The sequence below is a fragment of the Terrabacter sp. 01T434 genome (genome assembly GCF_056398545.1).
Genome location: NZ_JBFTPP010000004.1, coordinates 219,033 through 236,318, shown reverse-complemented (window position 1 = coordinate 236,318; position 17,286 = coordinate 219,033). Strand labels below are relative to the sequence as shown.

Here is a 17,286-nt window from a genome sequence, read left to right as displayed (position 1 = left end):
TCACTCGCGGTCGGAGGTTTGCGGGTCTGCTCAGGCCTCGGGGATGGCACGCCCAAAGGTCTCCAGGGTGATGTCGGCCGGCTCGGGACCGCCGCGCTGCCCGGTGTCGAGAGCGTCGATGGCGGCCAGCTCGTCGCGCGTCAGGTCGAAGCCGAAGACGTCGAAGTTCTCGGCGATGCGGTGCGGCTTGGTGGACTTGGGGATGACAGACCGGCCCCGCTGCAGGTGCCAGCGCAGCATCACCTGGGCGGGCGTCTTGCCGTGTGCGTCGGCGATGCCGCCGATGACCGGGTCCTCGAGGGTGCTGCCGTGTTTGCCGTCGCGGTAGAAGGTGATGCCACCGATCGGGGACCACGCCTGCGTCAGGATCCCGAGCTGCGCGCCGAGCTCCTGGACCGGCTTCTGCTGGAAGTAGGGATGGAGCTCGATCTGGTTGACCGCGGGTACGACCGTCGCCTGGTCGAGCAGCGCGGTGAGGTGGTCGACCATGAAGTTGCTGACGCCGATGGCGCGCACCTTGCCGTCCGCGAGGAGCGTCTCGAGCGCCCGGTACGCCTCGAGGGCCTTGTCGAAGTCGGACGGGAGGGGCTGGTGAAGGATGAGCAGGTCGACCTGCTCGACGCCGAGCTTGCCGGCGCTCTTGTCGAAGCCGTGGAGGGTCTGCTCGTAGCCGTAGTCGCTGATCCAGACCTTCGTCTCGAGGAAGACCTCGTCGCGGGGCACGCCGGAGCTTCGGAGCGCCTCGCCGACCTCGCGCTCGTTGCCGTACGCGGCGGCGGTGTCGATGTGCCGGTAGCCGGTCGCCAGGGCCGCCTCGACGGCGGCGCGGGTCTCCTCCGGTGGGGTCTGGAACACCCCGAGACCGACAGCAGGCATCTCGACGTGGTTGTTCAGCTGCAGTGTCGTCATGCCATCGACCGTAGGCGAGGGCTTCTGCGGGTGGGAGGGGCTGGTGTTACCTCCCTCGCCCCGACCCGGCACCGTACGGTCGAGGCATGGACAACAGGGCCGAGGTGCGCGACTTCCTGACCTCTCGCCGGGCGCGGCTCACCCCGGACCAGGCGGGTCTGACGCTCTACGGGACCAACCGTCGGGTCAAGGGTCTGCGACGCGAAGAGGTTGCCATGCTGGCCGACGTCAGCACCGACTACTACACGCGCCTGGAACGCGGCAACCTGTCCGGGGTGTCCGAGTCGGTCCTGGAATCCGTGGCGACCGCGCTCAAGCTCGATGAGTCGGAGCGGGTTCATCTGCTGGACCTCGCCCGTGCAGCCAAGGCCGGCGGCCGGCGGCGACGGACCACCAGCAAGCAGCAGCTGCGACCCGGTGTGCAACGCATCCTGGACTCGCTGTCGGCGCCCTCGTACGTCCGCAACAACCGCCTCGACCTGCTCGGCGTCAACCAGCTCGGCCGGGCCCTGCTGTCAGACCTCTACACCGCTGACACCAGCCGCCCGAACCTCGCGCGCTACATGTTCCTCGACGACCGGTCCGGTGACTTCTACTCAGACTGGGGCGCCGTCGCGAAGGATGTCGTCGCATCCTTGCGTCTACAGGCGGGCCACACCCCATACGACCGCGGGCTCACGGACCTCGTCGGTGAGCTCTCCACCCGCAGCGAGCAGTTCCGCACCTGGTGGGCCGGCCACACCGTGCGGCTCCACCGCACCTCGACGAAACAGATGCATCACCCGGTCGTCGGAGACCTCGAGCTCACCGGTGAGGCGCTGGAACTGCCCGGTGACGCCGGCCTCACGATCATCACCTACACCGTCGAACCCAGCACGCCATCGGCCGAAGCGCTGCAGTTCCTCTCCAACTGGACCGTCAGCGAGACAGCCCCGCGCAACACTCCGGAAAGGACGGGATGACCGACGCCCCCCGTGAGGTGGCGGCAGCGCCCGGCGTACACCCAATTCGTCTGCAGGCACCCCGGCGGGCGACCGACTACTCAGTCCGTTTGGTCCCTCGACGGCGCCGGCAGCGCCGCGGTCGGCGCCGTCGCGGGGGCGGCGGCGGTGAGCTGCGGCGCGCCGGATCCGGTGAGATAGGCATGCATGCTGGCCGCGACCTCGCGCAGGGGTCGTGGCGGCAGGTAGGCCGAGGCCCCGGCATCGAGCAGACGGCTCACCGGCCCCGGGGCGCTGACGCCGAGCTCCTCGTCGTCGATCTCGGTCACGATCACCCGGGCGCGCGGGAAGCCGGCCCGGAGCGCCCCGAGCAGCTGCGGGCTCACGGGATGGGTCAGGACCACGTCCGCCGTCGGCGGCGCCTTCAGCAGGTCGAGGACGATGTAGTCGGACCCCAGCTCATCGGAGAGCCGACGGCGCGCGGCGTCGGACAGCTTCGTCGCCGTGGCCACGACGGTGACACCGTCGGGAACTGCCTCGGGAGGGGCTGACTCCCCTGCGGCGGCCGGCCCGGACACGATGGTGCCCTCGAGGACGCTCTTGCGGAACGCCAGCACTCCGACGTCACGACCCTCGTGGCGGAGTCTCACCTCACGCCCGGCGACCATCGCCTCCACCGCGGCCCGGACCTCACGCGGCAGGGTCTCGAGGTCAAGCGTCGGCGCACCGCGTCGACGGTCGGGTCCCTGCGCCGGGTCCTGGAGCACAGCGGCACCCTAACCCGGCCGCTCCCACGGACGGCGCAGGACAGACCGCGCCACGCGGCATACGCCAACAGGCCCCGGGCCTACTGGCCGGTGCGGCCGTCGACGCACTCGCGCAGCAGGTCGGCGTGCCCGCAGTGTCGGGCGTACTCCTCGATCAGGTGGACGATGACCCCGCGCACCTGCCACGGCTCGCCCGGGACGAAGTGCTCGCCGAGGTCGTCGTAGCGGGCGTAGACCTCCCGTGCGTGCGCCACCTCGCGGCGCCACGACTCCCAGGCATCGGCCACACAGCTGTCGGTGCCGAGCGCGCCCTCGAAGTCGAGGTCCGGCTCCTCCTGCGTCCAGTAGAGGACAGGCAGGTCCTCCTGCCTCTCGAGCGTCCGACGGAACCAGTGGTGCTCGATCTTGGCCAGGTGCCGGATGAGCCCCAGCAGGCTCATCGTGCTGGGCGGCACCGACCGAGTGGCCAGCTGCTCCGGCGTGAGCCCGTCACACTTCATCTCGAAGGTCATCCGGTAGCGCTCCAGGTAGTCGAGCAGCGTCGCCGTCTCGCCCTCCGGCCGCTCCCTGCGGTTGCGCGGGTCGGCGTCAGGGTCGACCCAGAAGGCGCGGCGGATGGCTGCGGTCTGCTCGCTCATGCCCGGCAGCCCATCAGGTACCAAGGCGGCCGGCAACCCGACGCCCCGAATTCTGGTGGACGAATGTGCGGATCCGCCGCGTGGAGGGCGGACGTCCGGCATGGTTGGGGCACTGGTCGCGGCCGGGGGCGGCACGCGGGGGGAACGCTACAGGGGGACGACATGTCGACTGACAACGTGCTGGCGGGTCCAGGAGCGCCGAGCCGCTCGCGGCTCAGGGGCTCCGTCCGCAGGAGGCGCCTGGCGGTGGTCCTGCTCGTGACGGGGCTGCTGTCCGGGGGCTCCGTCGTGCAGGCGGAGGGCGCGACGACGTGGCCGGTGCGCACCGGCGCTCTTCAACGGTGGGCACCCGGCAACATGGCGTGGGACTCCGAGAAGGTCATGACCGAGTCTACCGCAGTCTCCGTGGCCCGGGCCTACGACGTGGTGATGGGGACGAAGACGACCTTCCGCGGATACGTCCCAGCGATGCGTGCAGCCAACCCGAACCTTCGGCTCTTCCTCTACATGAACGGCGTGTACGCCCAGTCCACCGAAGCCGCGAGGTACCCCGAATCCTGGTACGCGCACGACGCGAACGGAGTTCGGGTGAAGTCCCGCTCGTTCGGGAACTACATGATGGACATGTCGAACCCGCAGTGGTGGGCCGACCGCGCCAGCACGTGCAAGGCCCTGCTCGCGGAGTCCGGCTTCGATGACTGCTATCTCGACATGCTGGGCACGGCCCCCCTGGCGCCGAACTACAACGCTTCCAAGCCGATCGACCCTCGCACCGGCAAGGTGTGGACGTATGCCGACCTGCTCGCGGCCGATCTCGAGGTGGCCAAGGCGGTGCGGGCGGCCGACCCCGCCGGCCTGCTCGCCTCCAACGGTCTCGTCAACGGGCAGCGGTACTTCAAGCCCGTCGGGCAGACCCCCGCGGTGCTGTTCGAGCAGCTCGACGCCGTGCACTCCGAGATCTTCCTGCGCGACAAGAACACGCCCATCGGGACGTTCAAGGCAGAGTCAGCCTGGAAGAAGGACGTCGACATGCTGGTGGACGTCGGTGCCAGGGGCAAGGCCGCTTGGACGACCACCAAGATGTGGAACGTGTCGGCCACTGCGACCCAGGCGCAGGTCGACCAGTGGCACAAGTACGCCCTCGCCTCGTTCCTGCTGGGAACCAACGGCCACAGCTACTTCAACTTCTCCACTGCGAACACGGTGGCCGGCATCTTCGTCGACCACCCGTGGGACCGGGTGCAGGTGGGTGACCCGGTGAACCGGTACGCCAAGGTCGGCGGGGTCTACCGTCGGGACTTCAGTGGCGGTATCGCCCTGGTCAATCCCACCACCGCCTCGGTGACCCTGTCTCTCGGTGGTACCTACCGTGACCTGAGCGGAGTCGAGAGGACCTCCATCACCCTCGCCCCCAACACCGGCGACGTGCTCGTCAAGCCGTAGTGGGCGGCATCCTCATTCGGGGGCGACGTCCACCTCTGCCGCCGGCGCGGCGGCCGTCGCCGTCACCACCAGGTCAGCCGTCAGGGATCACGGTCCGCCGGAGAGGTAGCGGCCCGCTGGATCCCCGGTGCAGCGGGGTCCCGGGACACCGCCCGCGCAAAGTCCGCCCGGGCGGAGTTGTCGTGGGGTTCGGGGGCCGATCCGCGCGCAAAGTCCGCCCGGGCGGAGTTGTCGTGGCGGTGCCAGGGTCGTCGCAGGCTCCTTCGTGGAGGCGGTGCTCCGCGTCACGCGAACAGCACCTGCGCAGCCACCCACGGGCGGAGAGCCGTGACAGCCTAGGCGAATGGTCAGCCCACCGAAGGACGTGTTGAAGGACTACCTACAGGGCGCGCGGGACGTGCTGCTGTGGAAGCTCGAAGGCCTCTCCGAGCACGACCTGCGGCTGCCGCGAACGCCGACCGGGACCAACCTGCTCGGCCTCGTCAAGCACGCGCTCAACACCGAGGTGATCTACTTCGGCCCGACGTTCGGACGCGAATGGCTGACTCCGGACGAGCTCGTCTCGCACGAAGGGTCCGACCCGCTGGCCGGTTGGTACGCAACGGAATCCGAGACCGCTGCCGGGATCGTGGACCTCTACCGCCGCGTCCAGGCTTTCGCCGACGAGACGATCGACGCGCTGCCGCTGGACGCGATCGGTCACGTCGCCCACTGGGGCGGCGCGGAGGTCACGCTTCACCAGATCTTGGTCCACAAGACCGCGGACCTGCAGCGCCACGCGGGCCACGCCGACATCCTGCGTGAGCAGCTCGACGGCTCCGTCGGACTGCTGCCGCGCCACAGCAACGTCCCGGACACGATCGACTGGCCAGCACACACCCGGCGGCTGACGGCTATCGCTCAACCGTTCGAACGAGGAACCGGTCACGAGTGAGTGCCGACGGACACCGCGCCGGGACGACGGCCCCGACGCTCGGCGCCTTAGCCGGGCCTTAGCCGGGCCTCAGCCGGGCCTCAGCCGGGCCTCAGCCGCTCGTCGAAGAAGTCCAGAACGCGATCGACGGCGACCTGTTGGCGGTGCGCGGTGAGCGTCGCATGGCCCTTGCCCTCGAGCTCGACCTTGAGGAATCCATTTCCGAGCAGTTCGGTGAGCGTGTCGAACCGGGTCCCGGTGGCAGGGTCGCCGCGGTAACGCACGCCCAGGACGGCGCAGCCTGCGGCCCCCCGACGGCGCACCACCTCGCGGTCCGCCGGGCTGAGACCGAGATCCCCGGCACGGGTCTTGCCCACCGGGATGGGCAGGGACGGCTGGGCGACGACGGGCGCGGCGACGGATTCGTCGACCATCATCGCCAAGGCGAACCCGCCGGTCAGGCACATGCCGAGCGCTCCGACCCCGGGGCCTCCCAGCTCGTCGCTCAGGTTGCGAGCCAGCGACCGCAGCCAGTCGGTGACGGGTGAGGCCACGCCGGCCCTGAGCTTGGTGAACTCCCGGCTCACGCAGACGTGGGCGATCGCCTTGGCGATCTGCCCGGCGCTGGCGGGTTCGCCCGGATCGCCGAACAGGTGTGGCAGCACCACCGTGAAACCGCGATCGACGACGTCGTCGGCGAACGTCAGCACCTCGGGGGTGATACCCGGGATCTCGTGGACGATGACGACGCCCGGGCCGGCTCCCTTGCGGTAGGTGGGATGGGTGACCCGGCCGGCGGTGTGGCTCCCGCCGGCCCACCCGGCAAGTTCCCTCATGCCCACATGGTCGCGTAGGTACCCCACCGCCCGTGGCTGATCCGCGCAGAAACGACACACCGCGGGGCGGCCCAGAAGGGCTGCGCACGGTCATGACCACCCGGCCTACAGCTCGACGTGGGCGCCCATGACGATGGTCCGCTCCGGCGGCAGGTGGAAGACCTCTGTCCGGTTCGCGGCATTGTGGTACATCCACGCGAACAGACGCTTGCGCCACGTGCGCAGCCCGCGGTGGCCGGTGGCCTGGACGGTCAGCACGGACAGGAAGTAGCGCGCCTCGTCGAGGTCGATGTTGAGCTCGGGCGTCTTGCCGACCGCGAGGGCCAGCCCCTTGGGGATGTCCTGGCTGTCGGTGAAGCCCACGTGCACCTTGACGTGCACGAAGCCGTCGGTCGCGTCACCGAGGTCGTCGACCTCGACGCGGTCGACGTGCCGGATGTGCGGCACGTTCTCGTTGACGATCTGCACGAGGATGACTCGGTCGTGAACCACGCGGTTGAAGTCGGCGTTGGTGCGCAACGCTAGCGGCGTCGTCGTCGCGTTGGGGTGTGGGAAGACCGCGACGCCAGGCACGCGTCTGACCAGGTCAGGGTGTTTGTGGAGCATCCTGAGAAAGAGTGGCAGCGGGCCCTCGAGGTCCCGCTCCTCGGCATGCAGCGCATCCGCGCCACGCCGCCACGTCGTCATGAGGGCGACGACGAGTGTGGCGATGACGAGGGGCAACCATCCGCCGGCGACGACCTTGGTGAGGTTGGCGCCGAGGAAGGTCAGCTCGACGCCGACGACGAGGACCAGGTAGACGACGAGCTTCCACGTCTGGACCCTCCACACGTATCGGGCGAGCAGCAGGAACAGTGCGCTGGTCAGCAGCAGGGTCCCCGTCACGGCCAGGCCGTACGCGGCGGCCAGCCGGCTCGAGCTGCGGAACGCTGCGGTCAGCAGGAGCACTCCGGCGAAGAGGATCCAGTTCATCACCGGGACGTAGATCTGGCCTCCCTCCTCGCGGGAGGTGTGTCGCACCGCGAGCCGTGGCAGCATCCCGAGGCGCACCGCCTGCCGCGAGACGGAGAACGCGCCGGAGATGACAGCCTGGGACGCGATGACGGTGGCCACGGTGGCGAGCAGGACCAGCGGCAGCGTGGCCCAGGTCGGGGCGAGGAGGAAGAACGGGTTGGACACGGCGCTCGGGTCACCGAGGATCATCGCGCCCTGCCCGAGGTAGTTGACGGCGAGCGCGGGGAAGACGACGAGGTACCACGCGAAGCGGATGGGTTTGGCGCCGAAGTGGCCCATGTCCGCGTAGAGCGCCTCGGCTCCGGTGATGGTCAGCACCACGCCACCCATGGCGACGAACGCGACGAGCGGGTGCTCGGCGACGAACATCAACGCATACGTGGGCGAGACCGCCGCAAGGATCTCGGGGTTGGCGAAGACGTGCGGCAGGCCGAGCACCAGGAGCACGGCGAACCAGAGCACCATCACGGGTCCGAAAGACCTGCCGACGACCCCCGTACCCCATCGCTGGATGACGAAGAGCAGGGACAGGACGACGACGGTGAGCGGCACGACGAGCTCGGCGAGGGACGGGTTGGCCACCGCGAGCCCCTCGATCGCCGACATGACCGAGATGGCGGGCGTGATCACCGCGTCGCCGTAGAACAGCGCGGCGCCGAGCACGCCCATGACCATCACCGCAGCGAGTCGTCGGGTGCCCTGCAGGTGGCGTCGCAGCAGCGCCACGAGCGCGAGGATGCCGCCCTCGCCGTCGTTGTCGGCGCGCATCGCCAGCGACACGTACTTCATGGAGACCACGAGCGTGATCGACCACAGCACCATCGAGATGACGCCGAGGACGTCGCCCCGGGTGGCCTGCACCGTGTTGTGCTCAATGCTGAAGACGGTCTGCATCGCGTAGAGGGGACTCGTGCCGATGTCACCGAACACGATCCCGAGGGCGCCCAGTGCAAGCGGGAGCATCCTGCCGCCGGCGTGGTGGTGCCGTGGTGGATCGCCCGCCGCCGCTGCGACCGTCGTTGGTTCCGCGTGGGCGGATCCAGCATCCTCGGCCGGGGGCGGTGTCGCTTCGCCCATGGAAGTCACGAGGTCATCGTGTCACGCCACCCGGCGGGGAGACCCGACGACGATGGTGAGCGCGGTCCACATGAGATCCGGGGTTTTGTGTTCGGCCACCACACCGGTGGGCCGGACCGGTCTCCTTAGTCTTCCCGCATGCCCGACGCCCGCACCGACGCACGCGACGACGCCCCGGACCGCCTCCAGAGCGGTCCCCTGGCGGTCAACGAACCCATCGACCTGACCGGGCGCACTGCCCTCGTCACCGGAGCGGCGAGCGGCATCGGGGCGAGCGTCGCCCAGGCCCTAGCGGCCGCGGGCGCGGTGGTGCACGCCGTCGACCGGGACGCCGAAGGACTCGCGGCCCTGGCAGACGGATCACGCATCGCCACGATCACAGCCGACCTGGCCGCCCTGGACGACCTCGCGAACCTGCCGACCGAGGTCGACATCCTCGTCAACAACGCCGGCATCCAGCACGTGAGCCCGATCGAGGAGTTCCCGGTCGACCGCTTCGAGTTCATCCTCGACCTCATGCTCGTCTCGCCGTTCCGGCTCATCCGGCAGAGCCTCCCCCACATGTACGACCGCGGCTGGGGCCGCATCGTCAACATCTCGAGCGTCCACGGCCTCAGGGCCAGCGCGTTCAAGTCCGCCTACGTCACCGCCAAGCACGGCCTCGAGGGTCTTTCCAAGGTCGTCGCCTTGGAGGGTGGCCCCCGCGGCGTCACCTCCACGTGCATCAACCCGGCCTACGTGCGCACTCCCCTGGTGGAGCGGCAGATCGCGGACCAAGCCCGCACCCACGGCATCCCCGAGTCCGAGGTCGTCGAGAAGATCATGCTGGCACCGGTCTCCGTCAAGCGCCTCGTCGAGCCCGACGAGGTCGCTGCCCTCACCCTCTTCTTGTGCGGCCCGGCCTCCGGCTCGATCAACGGGACGTCCTTCTCGATGGACGGTGGGTGGACGGCGCATTGAACGACGGCGCACTGAAAGCCGTGCGCCTCCGGCCGCCCACCCCGAACCGAGCCGCCTAGGATCTGCCCGTGGCACTCCGCACCGACCCGCAGTCGCCCGACGACCGACCCCAGGGAGCCAAGCCGGCCGAGGCAGTCGAGACGGGGGAGCCAGCAGCTCAGGTCCTCCACCTGCTCGAGCTGCTCGCCGCCGATGCCCCGGTCGCCGAGGTCGCGGCGGCGGCGGCTCCGACCGCTGCACGGGATCTCGCCCTGCGGATCGCGGGCGCCCGTGAGATCCACCAGCACCGGGAGGCCGGGTTGGCGGCCCTGCTCGACACGGCACGGGAGCTGGCGACCGAGAGCGACCCGGGCTCGGTCCTCGACGCCATCGTGCGCCGCGCGCGCCGCCTCGTCGGGACCGACCTCACCTACCTCACGCTCTACGATCCCGAGGCCGGCGACACCTTCATGCGCGCCACCGACGGCTCCGTCTCTGCGGTCTTCCAGTCGGTCCGCCTCGCGCTCGGCGCCGGCCTCGGAGGTCTCGTCGCCTCGACGCACAAGCCCTACTGGACCGCCGACTACTGGGCCGACGAGCGGTTCAGGCACACGTCCGAGATCGACGGCGCCGTCGGCGAGGAGGGCCTCATCGCGATCTGCGGGACGCCGCTCATCGTCGAGGAGCACTTCGTCGGGGTGCTCTTCGCCGCCAACCGGTCTCCACGTCCGTTCACCCGCGAGGAGGTCGGGCTGCTGGGCAACCTCGCCACCCTCGCCGCGCTCACCCTGGTCCAGACCCGTGCCCTCGCCGACGCGGAGAACGCCCTGGCCGCGCTCTCCGAGGCGCACGAGACGGTCCGTCACTACGCCGATGGGGTTGAGAAGGCGGCGGCCGCGCACGACCGGTTCGCTTCACTCGTGCTCGGTGGTGGCGGCGTCGACGACATCACGCACGCCCTCGCCGAGCTGCTCGGCGGGTGGGCCGTCCTCGTCGACGAGAACGGGACCCGCCACAGCGCAGCGGGTCCCGCTCCCGAGCTCGACACGTCCGGCCGCGACCCGGTCGCGTCCCTCGACGCGCTGCCGGGTCTCGGCACCGGACGCCTCGTCGAGCGGGACGGGGTGTATGCCGTCGCCGTCACCGCTGCCCGTGAGCGGCTCGGCACCATCTACGTCGGAGGGCTCACGCTGAGCGACTCGGACCAGCGGACCGTCGAGCGGGCCGGAGTGGTCACGGCCCTCGTCCTGCTCTTCGAGCGCCAGGCCGCGGACGCCCGCCAGTCAGCCCGCAACCGCCTGGTCAGCGACCTCGTCAGTGCGAGCGGATCTCGCGAGGAGCGGCTGTCACTGGCCCGGACGGTCGGCTTCGACCCGCAGAAGCCGTTCTGCCTGCTCGTGCTGCGGGGCGAGGAGCCCGGTGGTCACCGGGCGCTGCTCATCTCCGCTAGTGCCGCCACCGGTGAGGGCTCGCTCGTCGGCACCCATGAGGGTGACGTCGTCGCGCTCGTCCCCGGCACGGATCCCGACGGGTTGGCGCGGGCGGTGGCCGCCCGCATCGCCAAGCGCACCTGCGTCACGGTGGCCGGTGTCGGACCGGTGAGCACCGTCGACGACATCGGCGTCGCCCACGAGGAAGGGCACCGCACCGTGGGGGCGCTCATCGCGCTGGGGCACCGCGGGAAGGGCGCGGCCGCGACCCAGCTCGGCTTCGCGGGACTGATCGTCGGCTCCGAGCCGGACGTCGACGAGTACGTCCGCAAGCTCCTGGGGCCTGTCCTGGACTACGACGAGCGGCGCGGGACCGACCTCGTCGGGACGCTCGCGGCATACTTCGCGGCGGGCGGCAGCCCGCGCCACGCGGCAGGGACGCTGCATGTCCATGTCAACACCGTGTCGCAGCGGCTCGAGCGCATCACGGCGCTGCTGGGTGCGTCGTGGCAGCAGCCCGACCACTCCCTCGAGCTGCAGATCGCGCTGCGCCTCCGCTCGCTCCAGGCTCCGGCCCAATCCGTCCGCAGCGCGTCACTCGACGCACGTCGGTGAGTCGGCGCGGGTCGCGTGGTCAGCAACGGAGCTGCCGGTCGAGAGCATCCGCGACCGCGGCGACGCCCCGGTCGCCGAGGATGACGTCGTAGTGGTTCGCGTCGACCTCGGTCGTGCGCACCCCGTCCGGCAGGTCGAGCGCAGTCAGTCGTCCCTCGTCGTAGAGCCCTTGCGGTTCGTCGAGCAGACCGCGACGGGCCCAGACGAGCTCGGCCCCGACGCCGTCGGCGACGGCCGTCCGCAGCCCGGCGTGGGTCTCGCGGTCGGCCATGACGTCGGCGCCGTCGGCCAGCACTGCGTCGAGCACGCAGGTGCTGTGCCACTGGCCGTCCGTGGGGTCGAGCACGAGGTCGTGCTCGATGTAGGCCCGCGCCGCGTCTCCGCCGGGCCCGCTCAGCACCGGCCCCATCGCCGGGTGGGACGACCAGAAGCCGAGGTATGCCGCCGGGTCGGCGAAGCGCATCGACAGGCGGTCCATGGCCGGCCCGATGACCGACTGGAGGGCGGCGTCGACGTCGAGGTCGTCCGCCACGGGGAAGGCGAGTCCACCGTCGACGAGCACGGCGGCCGGGAAGCGCTCGGGGTGGCGGGCTGCGGCCAGCGCGGCGATGAAGGCTCCCATCGAGTGTCCGACGAGCACCGGGGCGGATCCGAAGACGGTGGCGATCGAGGTCAGGTCGTCGACATGGGCACCCAACCCGTACGGGCCGGGGACCGAGCGGCTGTCACCGCGTCCCCGCAGGTCCGGGGCGAGGAACCGCACCGCCCCCGGGCCGTGCCGACGGCCGAGCTCGTCGGCGACCCGTCTCCAGGAGAGACCGTTGGCTGTGATGCCGTGGACGGCGAGCACGACGGGAGCATCTGCAGCAGGGGACCCCAAGCTCAGGTCGTGGATGGCGAGGCTGCCCTTCGGCAGCTCGATGACGAACGCAGACGGGGTGGTGCTCATCTGGACGCTGACCTCCTGATCAGTCGCCCGCCCAGACCGGTCAGGCCTGACGGAGCGAAGTAGACCACGACGACGAAGAAGACGCCGAGGATGAAGAGCGGCTGGGACAGCACCTGGCGCACGACGTCGGGCAGGCCCTGGAGGACGGCGGCGTTGCTGACCTCGACGAGCCGGGCATCGGCATACGTGTAGAGGACGCCGCCGATGAGCGCGCCCCAGCGACTGCCGGCGCCACCGAGCACCACCATGACGAGGAGGGAGAGCGTGAACTCCGAGGTGGTCAGGTGGGGGTTGGACCCGCCGAGCACGAGCGCGTGGACGATGCCGCCGAGGGCACCGAGCGACGAGCCGACCACGAGCGCCAGGAGCCTGACGCGGTAGGTGCCGAACCCCAGGACGGCGGCGCGCTGCTCGTTCTCGCGCACCGCCGCCATCGCATGGCCCGCCCGGGACCGCACGAGCACGGTGACCACGACCCACGCCACGACGACGAAGCCGAGCGCCAACCAGTAGCGGTAGGGCGCGTTGGCCACGCCCACGAGCAGGTCGGGCAACGCGTCGCGGTCGAGCGGTCGCCCCTCCTCGCCCCCGGTCACTCCCCCGGGGTTGCGCATGACGATGATCGACGCGGCCTGCGCGAACGCCAGTGTCACCATCGCGAAGGCGATCCCGCCGACCCGGAGGGCGATGGCCCCCACGACGAGGGCGAGCCCGGTCGACAGGCCGAGGGCCGCGAGCACGGCGACAGGGAGGGGCAGCGCCCAGGTCGAGAGCGAGATCGTCAGCAGGTAGCTGCCGGCGGCGACGAACAGGGCGTGCCCGAAGCTGAGCAGGCCGGTCCGGCCGAAGACCACGTCGTAGCTCAGGGCGATGCCGCCGACGACGAGGCAGGTGGCGAGCAGCTGCAGCGACCCTGGACCGTTGACCCGCCCGGGCAGGATGCCCGGCAGCTCGACCGGCACGTAGGGCAGGTAGGCGAGCACCGCCAGGACGACGAGCGCCGGCAGGACGCGCAGCAGCCGGTGGACCCCGAGGCGCCGCCTTCCCGTCACACTCCCCGGCGCGTTGGCCGCATCGCCCGCGACCTCAGTACCCGAGGGCGTATGCGTGTCGGTGAGGTGGTCGGTCGGCGACGTCATGCCGTCGCTCCCTTCAGGGCGGTCGGTCGGAGCAGGAGGACCAGTGCGAGCAGCAGCACGACGGACAGGTCGCCGACCCCGCTCGCCGCGTAGTAGTTCGCAAGCTGCTGGACGAGTCCCACGACCACGGCAGCCACGGCCGTGCCGGTCAGCGAGCCCATGCCACCGATGACGACGACGATGAAGGCGAAGATGAGCAGCGAGCCGCCCTGCGCGGGTGAGACGGCTCCCGCGTAGTGCGAGTACAGCGTCCCGGCCAGGCCGGCCGCAGCGCCGCCGAGGGCGAAGACGACCGTGAAGGTCCGGTGGACGTTGATGCCCAGGGCCTCGACCATCGTCCGGTTCTCGACCCCGGCCCGGATGACGAGTCCGAGGCGCGTCAGGTGCAGCAGGGCGAGGAGCCCGGCGAAGAGCACGGCCGCGACGACGACGTAGACGAAGCGGTCGTTCGGGAGCCGGGCGCCGAGCACGTCGCTCGTCTCCCCCATCCAGGCCGGGGAGTCCACCGGGCGCGGGTCCGCTCCCCAGATGCCTTGTGCCGCAGCGACACCCGCGAGCGAGAGACCCACCGTGACCAGCACCTGCTGGATGTGGTGGCGATAGAGCGGACGGATCAGGACGACCTCGACGACCAGCCCCACCACGGCCCCAACCGCCACGGCAGCGACGACGGCGACGAGCAGACGCCCGGCCACCGGCCACTCGCCCGGCAGCGCCCCCATCGTCAGCCAGGCGGCATACGCCCCAGCCGTCATGAATGCACCGTGAGCGAAGTTGAGGACGCCCATGAGGCCGTAGATGAGGCTCAGCCCGCTCGCGGCGATGAAGTAGAGCGCACCGAGGCCGACGCCGGTGACCAGCAGGAGGACGAGGTCGCTCATGCCGCGCCCTCGCGTCGCATCGAGACCCCGAGCAGCTCACGCGTCAGATCGACGTCGGCCACGAGGTCAGCCGCCGCGCCGCGGTGCACGACCTTGCCTGCGTCGAGGACGATGACGCGGTCGGCGATTCGCCGCACCAGTGGGAGGTTCTGCTCGACCAGGAGGATCGGGGTCGTCCGCGCCACCTCCGCCAGCACGTCGGCGACCTCGGTGACGAGCTTGGGAGCGAGGCCCTTGGTGGGTTCGTCGATGAGCAGCAGCGCGTTCTCGCGCAGCAGGACCCGGGCCAGCGACACCATCTGCTGCTGACCACCGGACAGCGTGCCCGCGCGTTGACCACGACGCGCGACGAGATCGGGGAAGAGCCGCCCGACCACCGGGGCGTCGACACCCTGGTCGGGGGCAGCGAGCCTGAGGTTCTCCTCGACCGTGAGACCCCCGAAGACCTCACGGTCCTCGGGCACATAGCCGATGCCTCCACGGATGATGCGAGCCGTCGTCGTGCTCTGGATCTCTTTGCCCTTCAGCATGATCCGACCGGTCCTCGGAGCGAGTCCGATGATCGCCTTGAGGCTCGTCGTCTTGCCCACCCCGTTGCGTCCCAGGAGCGCCGTGACGCCGGTCGCGGGGACGTCGAAGGAGACCCCCTGCAGGATGTGCGAGCCGCCGTAGCGGACATGGACGTCGTCGAGTGCCAGCACGGGCGCGGGCTCCCCTGCGCCGTGGGTCGATGGATCCTGCTCAGTCACAATGCTTCTCCCAGGTAGGCCTGCTGGACCCGTTCGTCGCCCGTCACCTCGGTCGGTGCGCCGACAGCGAGCAGCTGTCCGTGGTGCAGGACCGCCACGCGGTCGGCGAGGCCGAGGACGACATGCATGTGGTGCTCGACCATCGCGACCGCCACCCCCGAGTCGCGGACCTCCCCGATGATCTCGGTCAGGCCGTCGACGTCCTCTGCCGACACCCCGGCCATCGGTTCGTCGAGGAGCAGCACCGACGGATCAGACGCGAGGGCGATCGCGAGCTCGAGCTTGCGACGGTCGCCGTGCGAGAGGTCACGAGCCCACGCGTGCGCACGACCCGGCATACGCACCCGGGCGAGGAGCGACTCGATGGCGTCCGACGACGCGGACCCGGCGACCCGGAACGGTGAGAGGGCCGCCGTGCCCGCGGCCTGCATCGCCAGCCGCACGTTCTCCCCCGCCGTCAGCCCGTCGAAGAGGGCCGACGTCTGGAATGACCGTGCAACACCCAACCGAGCGCGCCGCGTGGCACTCGCTCCCGTGATGTCCTTGTCCTGCAACGTGATCCGTCCGCTGCACGGCCTGGTCAAGCCACTCAGGATGTTGACGAACGACGACTTGCCCGCCCCGTTGGGGCCGATGATGCCGAGCAGCTCACCGGCCCCAACCGTCAGGGACACGCCGTCGAGGATCGTGGCGCCGCCGACCTTCCAGCCGACCGCCTCTGCACTGATCACGACGCGAGGTGTCCGATCACTTGAAGGGCGTGACCGGCGGAGCGACGGCCGACGCCTGCAGCGTGTCGCCGAGCTGCGGTACGACGTTGCTGCCGTCCTTCTTCAGCGTGGCCGTGAACATCGGCTGGAGCAGGGCGTGGTCCTCGGCGCGGATCTCGAGCGAGCCCTTCGGGCCGTCGAACTTCCAGCCCTCGAGGGAGCTCACCATCTTGTCGACGTTGCCACCGCCGGACTCGAGCGCGTGCACGATCATCTGGCCCGCGACGAAACCGTCGTTGGTGAACAGGTCGACCGTGGCGCCCTGCTTCTTCAGTCCTGCGTCCAGAGCCTGGTAGGCCGCGTTGTCGGCCGCGCCCTCGAAGAAGTGCGAGAGGAAGTTGATCTTCGTCGCGACCTCGCCGAAGAGGGCATGCGTCGCCTTGATGTCGAGACCGGTGACGACCTTCGTGGAGTCGAAGACGCCCTGCTGACCGAGGGTCGTCCACATTGCCGTGGCGTTGGCACCGGCCCAGGCGACGAACAGCAGGTCGGGGGTGCCGCCCTTGACCTTGGTGGCGAACGGGGTGAGGTCCGTCGCGGCCGGCGGCACCTCGACGGAGCTGACCGTCGCACCCTTCGCGCCGAGGACCGCCGTGACCGCTGCGACGTTGGCCTTGCCGAAGGCGCTGTCCTGCGCGAGCACCGTGACCTTCTTGCCCTTGACGTCGCCCAGCATGGTGCCGGCCGTCGCGACGTCCTGGTAGGTCTGGCGTCCCGACCGGAACGTGTAGCGGTTGGCGCCCGTGACGGCGTCGGCAGCGGCCGGACCGGAGATGAAGAGGACCTTGTTGTCCTTCGCCAGCGGGGCCACCTGCAGCGCCACGCCGCTCGAGGTCGAACCGGCGATGATCGTGTTGCCCTGACCGATGAGGTCGGTGGCCGAGGCGACGGCCTTCGCCGGGTCGCCGGCGTCGTCCTGCTCGGTGATCTGGATGGTGTGACCGGCAACGGCGCCGGTTCCCTTCGTCGCGTAGTCGATGCCGGCCGTGAGTCCCTGCCGGTACTGCTTGCCGTAGCTCGCGAGCGGTCCGGACTTGGAGTAGACGAGGCCCACCTTGTACGGGGCGCCGGAACCACCGGAGGCGCCGGCCGTGCCGTTGTCGCCGGCTGGTGCCCCTGGCTGGCCGGGCGACCCGCAGGCCGCGACGGACAGCGTGATCATGACGCTCGCGAGCGCGAAACTCCACCGCTTGGACACCGATGTCCTCCACCTCTGGCGGGCGCTCGCGCCTTTGCTGCAACGAGATTCGTTGACGCCCAACCGTTTCGGCGAAAG

General features: G+C 70.4%; 16 protein-coding genes. 5 read left to right on the top strand and 11 right to left on the bottom strand.

Annotation, left to right across the window (positions count from 1 at the left end; all coding sequences use genetic code 11):
• Window positions 1-30: 30 nt before the first annotated feature.
• A complete protein-coding gene (locus AC1DIW_RS10690; protein ID WP_478108056.1) occupies window positions 31-909 on the bottom strand; it encodes an aldo/keto reductase in 879 nt (292 codons plus the stop codon).
• Window positions 910-995: 86 nt separating this feature from the next.
• On the opposite strand from AC1DIW_RS10690, the gene AC1DIW_RS10685 reads away from it, so the two are divergent.
• Entirely contained in the window at window positions 996-1,871 is an 876-nt protein-coding gene (locus AC1DIW_RS10685) for a helix-turn-helix transcriptional regulator (protein WP_478108054.1), read from the top strand.
• 80 nt (window positions 1,872-1,951) lie between these two features.
• On the opposite strand, the gene AC1DIW_RS10680 is transcribed toward AC1DIW_RS10685, so the two are convergent.
• Entirely contained in the window at window positions 1,952-2,617 is a 666-nt protein-coding gene (locus tag AC1DIW_RS10680) for a hypothetical protein (RefSeq protein WP_478108052.1), read from the bottom strand.
• A gap of 80 nt (window positions 2,618-2,697) precedes the next feature.
• Window positions 2,698-3,255, bottom strand: a complete 558-nt coding sequence (locus AC1DIW_RS10675) for a DinB family protein (protein ID WP_478108050.1) — start codon at window positions 3,253-3,255, stop codon at window positions 2,698-2,700.
• A 162-nt stretch (window positions 3,256-3,417) separates the two neighbouring features.
• On the opposite strand from AC1DIW_RS10675, the gene AC1DIW_RS10670 reads away from it, so the two are divergent.
• Both AC1DIW_RS10670 and AC1DIW_RS10665 read left to right on the top strand, forming a co-directional pair.
• Entirely contained in the window at window positions 3,418-4,698 is a 1,281-nt protein-coding gene (locus AC1DIW_RS10670) for a putative glycoside hydrolase (protein WP_478108049.1), read from the top strand.
• A 343-nt stretch (window positions 4,699-5,041) separates the two neighbouring features.
• Entirely contained in the window at window positions 5,042-5,632 is a 591-nt protein-coding gene (locus tag AC1DIW_RS10665; RefSeq protein WP_478108047.1) for a DinB family protein, read from the top strand.
• An 80-nt stretch (window positions 5,633-5,712) separates the two neighbouring features.
• Here AC1DIW_RS10665 and AC1DIW_RS10660 read toward each other — a convergent pair whose 3' ends face one another.
• Window positions 5,713-6,447 (bottom strand): dienelactone hydrolase family protein, encoded by a 735-nt coding sequence (locus AC1DIW_RS10660; protein WP_442278203.1) that lies wholly within the window; start codon window positions 6,445-6,447, stop codon window positions 5,713-5,715.
• Between the two features lie 105 nt (window positions 6,448-6,552).
• Window positions 6,553-8,424 carry a potassium transporter Kup gene (locus tag AC1DIW_RS10655; protein WP_478108045.1) on the bottom strand — a complete coding sequence of 624 codons (1,872 nt, stop codon included), beginning with the start codon at window positions 8,422-8,424 and terminating at the stop codon, window positions 6,553-6,555.
• A gap of 252 nt (window positions 8,425-8,676) precedes the next feature.
• Between AC1DIW_RS10655 and AC1DIW_RS10650 the strand changes: the two genes are divergently transcribed.
• On the top strand, window positions 8,677-9,498 hold the full coding sequence (locus AC1DIW_RS10650) for a 3-hydroxybutyrate dehydrogenase (protein WP_478108043.1): 822 nt from the start codon (window positions 8,677-8,679) through the stop codon (window positions 9,496-9,498).
• Between the two features lie 68 nt (window positions 9,499-9,566).
• On the top strand, window positions 9,567-11,522 hold the full coding sequence (locus AC1DIW_RS10645; RefSeq protein ID WP_478108042.1) for a helix-turn-helix domain-containing protein: 1,956 nt from the start codon (window positions 9,567-9,569) through the stop codon (window positions 11,520-11,522).
• A 19-nt stretch (window positions 11,523-11,541) separates the two neighbouring features.
• Here AC1DIW_RS10645 and AC1DIW_RS10640 read toward each other — a convergent pair whose 3' ends face one another.
• From AC1DIW_RS10640 to AC1DIW_RS10615, 6 genes are read right to left on the bottom strand one after another with little or no spacing between them, the layout of a single operon-like run.
• Window positions 11,542-12,471: an alpha/beta fold hydrolase gene (locus AC1DIW_RS10640; RefSeq protein WP_478108040.1), complete on the bottom strand. Its 930-nt coding sequence runs from the start codon at window positions 12,469-12,471 to the stop codon at window positions 11,542-11,544.
• A complete protein-coding gene (locus AC1DIW_RS10635; RefSeq protein WP_478108038.1) occupies window positions 12,468-13,610 on the bottom strand; it encodes a branched-chain amino acid ABC transporter permease in 1,143 nt (380 codons plus the stop codon). Before AC1DIW_RS10635 ends, AC1DIW_RS10640 begins: the two co-directional genes overlap by 4 nt.
• Entirely contained in the window at window positions 13,607-14,491 is an 885-nt protein-coding gene (locus AC1DIW_RS10630; RefSeq protein ID WP_478108036.1) for a branched-chain amino acid ABC transporter permease, read from the bottom strand. The genes AC1DIW_RS10635 and AC1DIW_RS10630 overlap by 4 nt, the downstream gene beginning before the upstream one ends.
• Window positions 14,488-15,240: an ABC transporter ATP-binding protein gene (locus AC1DIW_RS10625; RefSeq protein ID WP_442278212.1), complete on the bottom strand. Its 753-nt coding sequence runs from the start codon at window positions 15,238-15,240 to the stop codon at window positions 14,488-14,490. Before AC1DIW_RS10625 ends, AC1DIW_RS10630 begins: the two co-directional genes overlap by 4 nt.
• Entirely contained in the window at window positions 15,237-15,971 is a 735-nt protein-coding gene (locus AC1DIW_RS10620; RefSeq protein ID WP_478108034.1) for an ABC transporter ATP-binding protein, read from the bottom strand. Before AC1DIW_RS10620 ends, AC1DIW_RS10625 begins: the two co-directional genes overlap by 4 nt.
• Window positions 15,972-15,987: 16 nt before the next feature.
• Window positions 15,988-17,208, bottom strand: a complete 1,221-nt coding sequence (locus AC1DIW_RS10615) for a substrate-binding domain-containing protein (protein ID WP_478108032.1) — start codon at window positions 17,206-17,208, stop codon at window positions 15,988-15,990.
• Between the last annotated feature and the right edge of the window lie 78 nt (window positions 17,209-17,286).

Excerpts from the sequence above, each read along its gene's own strand:
- AC1DIW_RS10690 (WP_478108056.1), bottom strand. The coding sequence starts at position 909 with ATGACGACACTGCAGCTGAACAACCACGTCGAGATGCCTGCTGTCGGT.
- AC1DIW_RS10685 (WP_478108054.1), top strand. The coding sequence starts at position 996 with ATGGACAACAGGGCCGAGGTGCGCGACTTCCTGACCTCTCGCCGGGCG.
- AC1DIW_RS10675 (WP_478108050.1), bottom strand. The coding sequence starts at position 3,255 with ATGAGCGAGCAGACCGCAGCCATCCGCCGCGCCTTCTGGGTCGACCCT.
- AC1DIW_RS10670 (WP_478108049.1), top strand. The coding sequence starts at position 3,418 with ATGTCGACTGACAACGTGCTGGCGGGTCCAGGAGCGCCGAGCCGCTCG.
- AC1DIW_RS10665 (WP_478108047.1), top strand. The coding sequence starts at position 5,042 with ATGGTCAGCCCACCGAAGGACGTGTTGAAGGACTACCTACAGGGCGCG.
- AC1DIW_RS10660 (WP_442278203.1), bottom strand. The coding sequence starts at position 6,447 with ATGAGGGAACTTGCCGGGTGGGCCGGCGGGAGCCACACCGCCGGCCGG.
- AC1DIW_RS10655 (WP_478108045.1), bottom strand. The coding sequence starts at position 8,424 with ATGCTCCCGCTTGCACTGGGCGCCCTCGGGATCGTGTTCGGTGACATC.
- AC1DIW_RS10650 (WP_478108043.1), top strand. The coding sequence starts at position 8,677 with ATGCCCGACGCCCGCACCGACGCACGCGACGACGCCCCGGACCGCCTC.
- AC1DIW_RS10640 (WP_478108040.1), bottom strand. The coding sequence starts at position 12,471 with ATGAGCACCACCCCGTCTGCGTTCGTCATCGAGCTGCCGAAGGGCAGC.
- AC1DIW_RS10635 (WP_478108038.1), bottom strand. The coding sequence starts at position 13,610 with ATGACGTCGCCGACCGACCACCTCACCGACACGCATACGCCCTCGGGT.
- AC1DIW_RS10630 (WP_478108036.1), bottom strand. The coding sequence starts at position 14,491 with ATGAGCGACCTCGTCCTCCTGCTGGTCACCGGCGTCGGCCTCGGTGCG.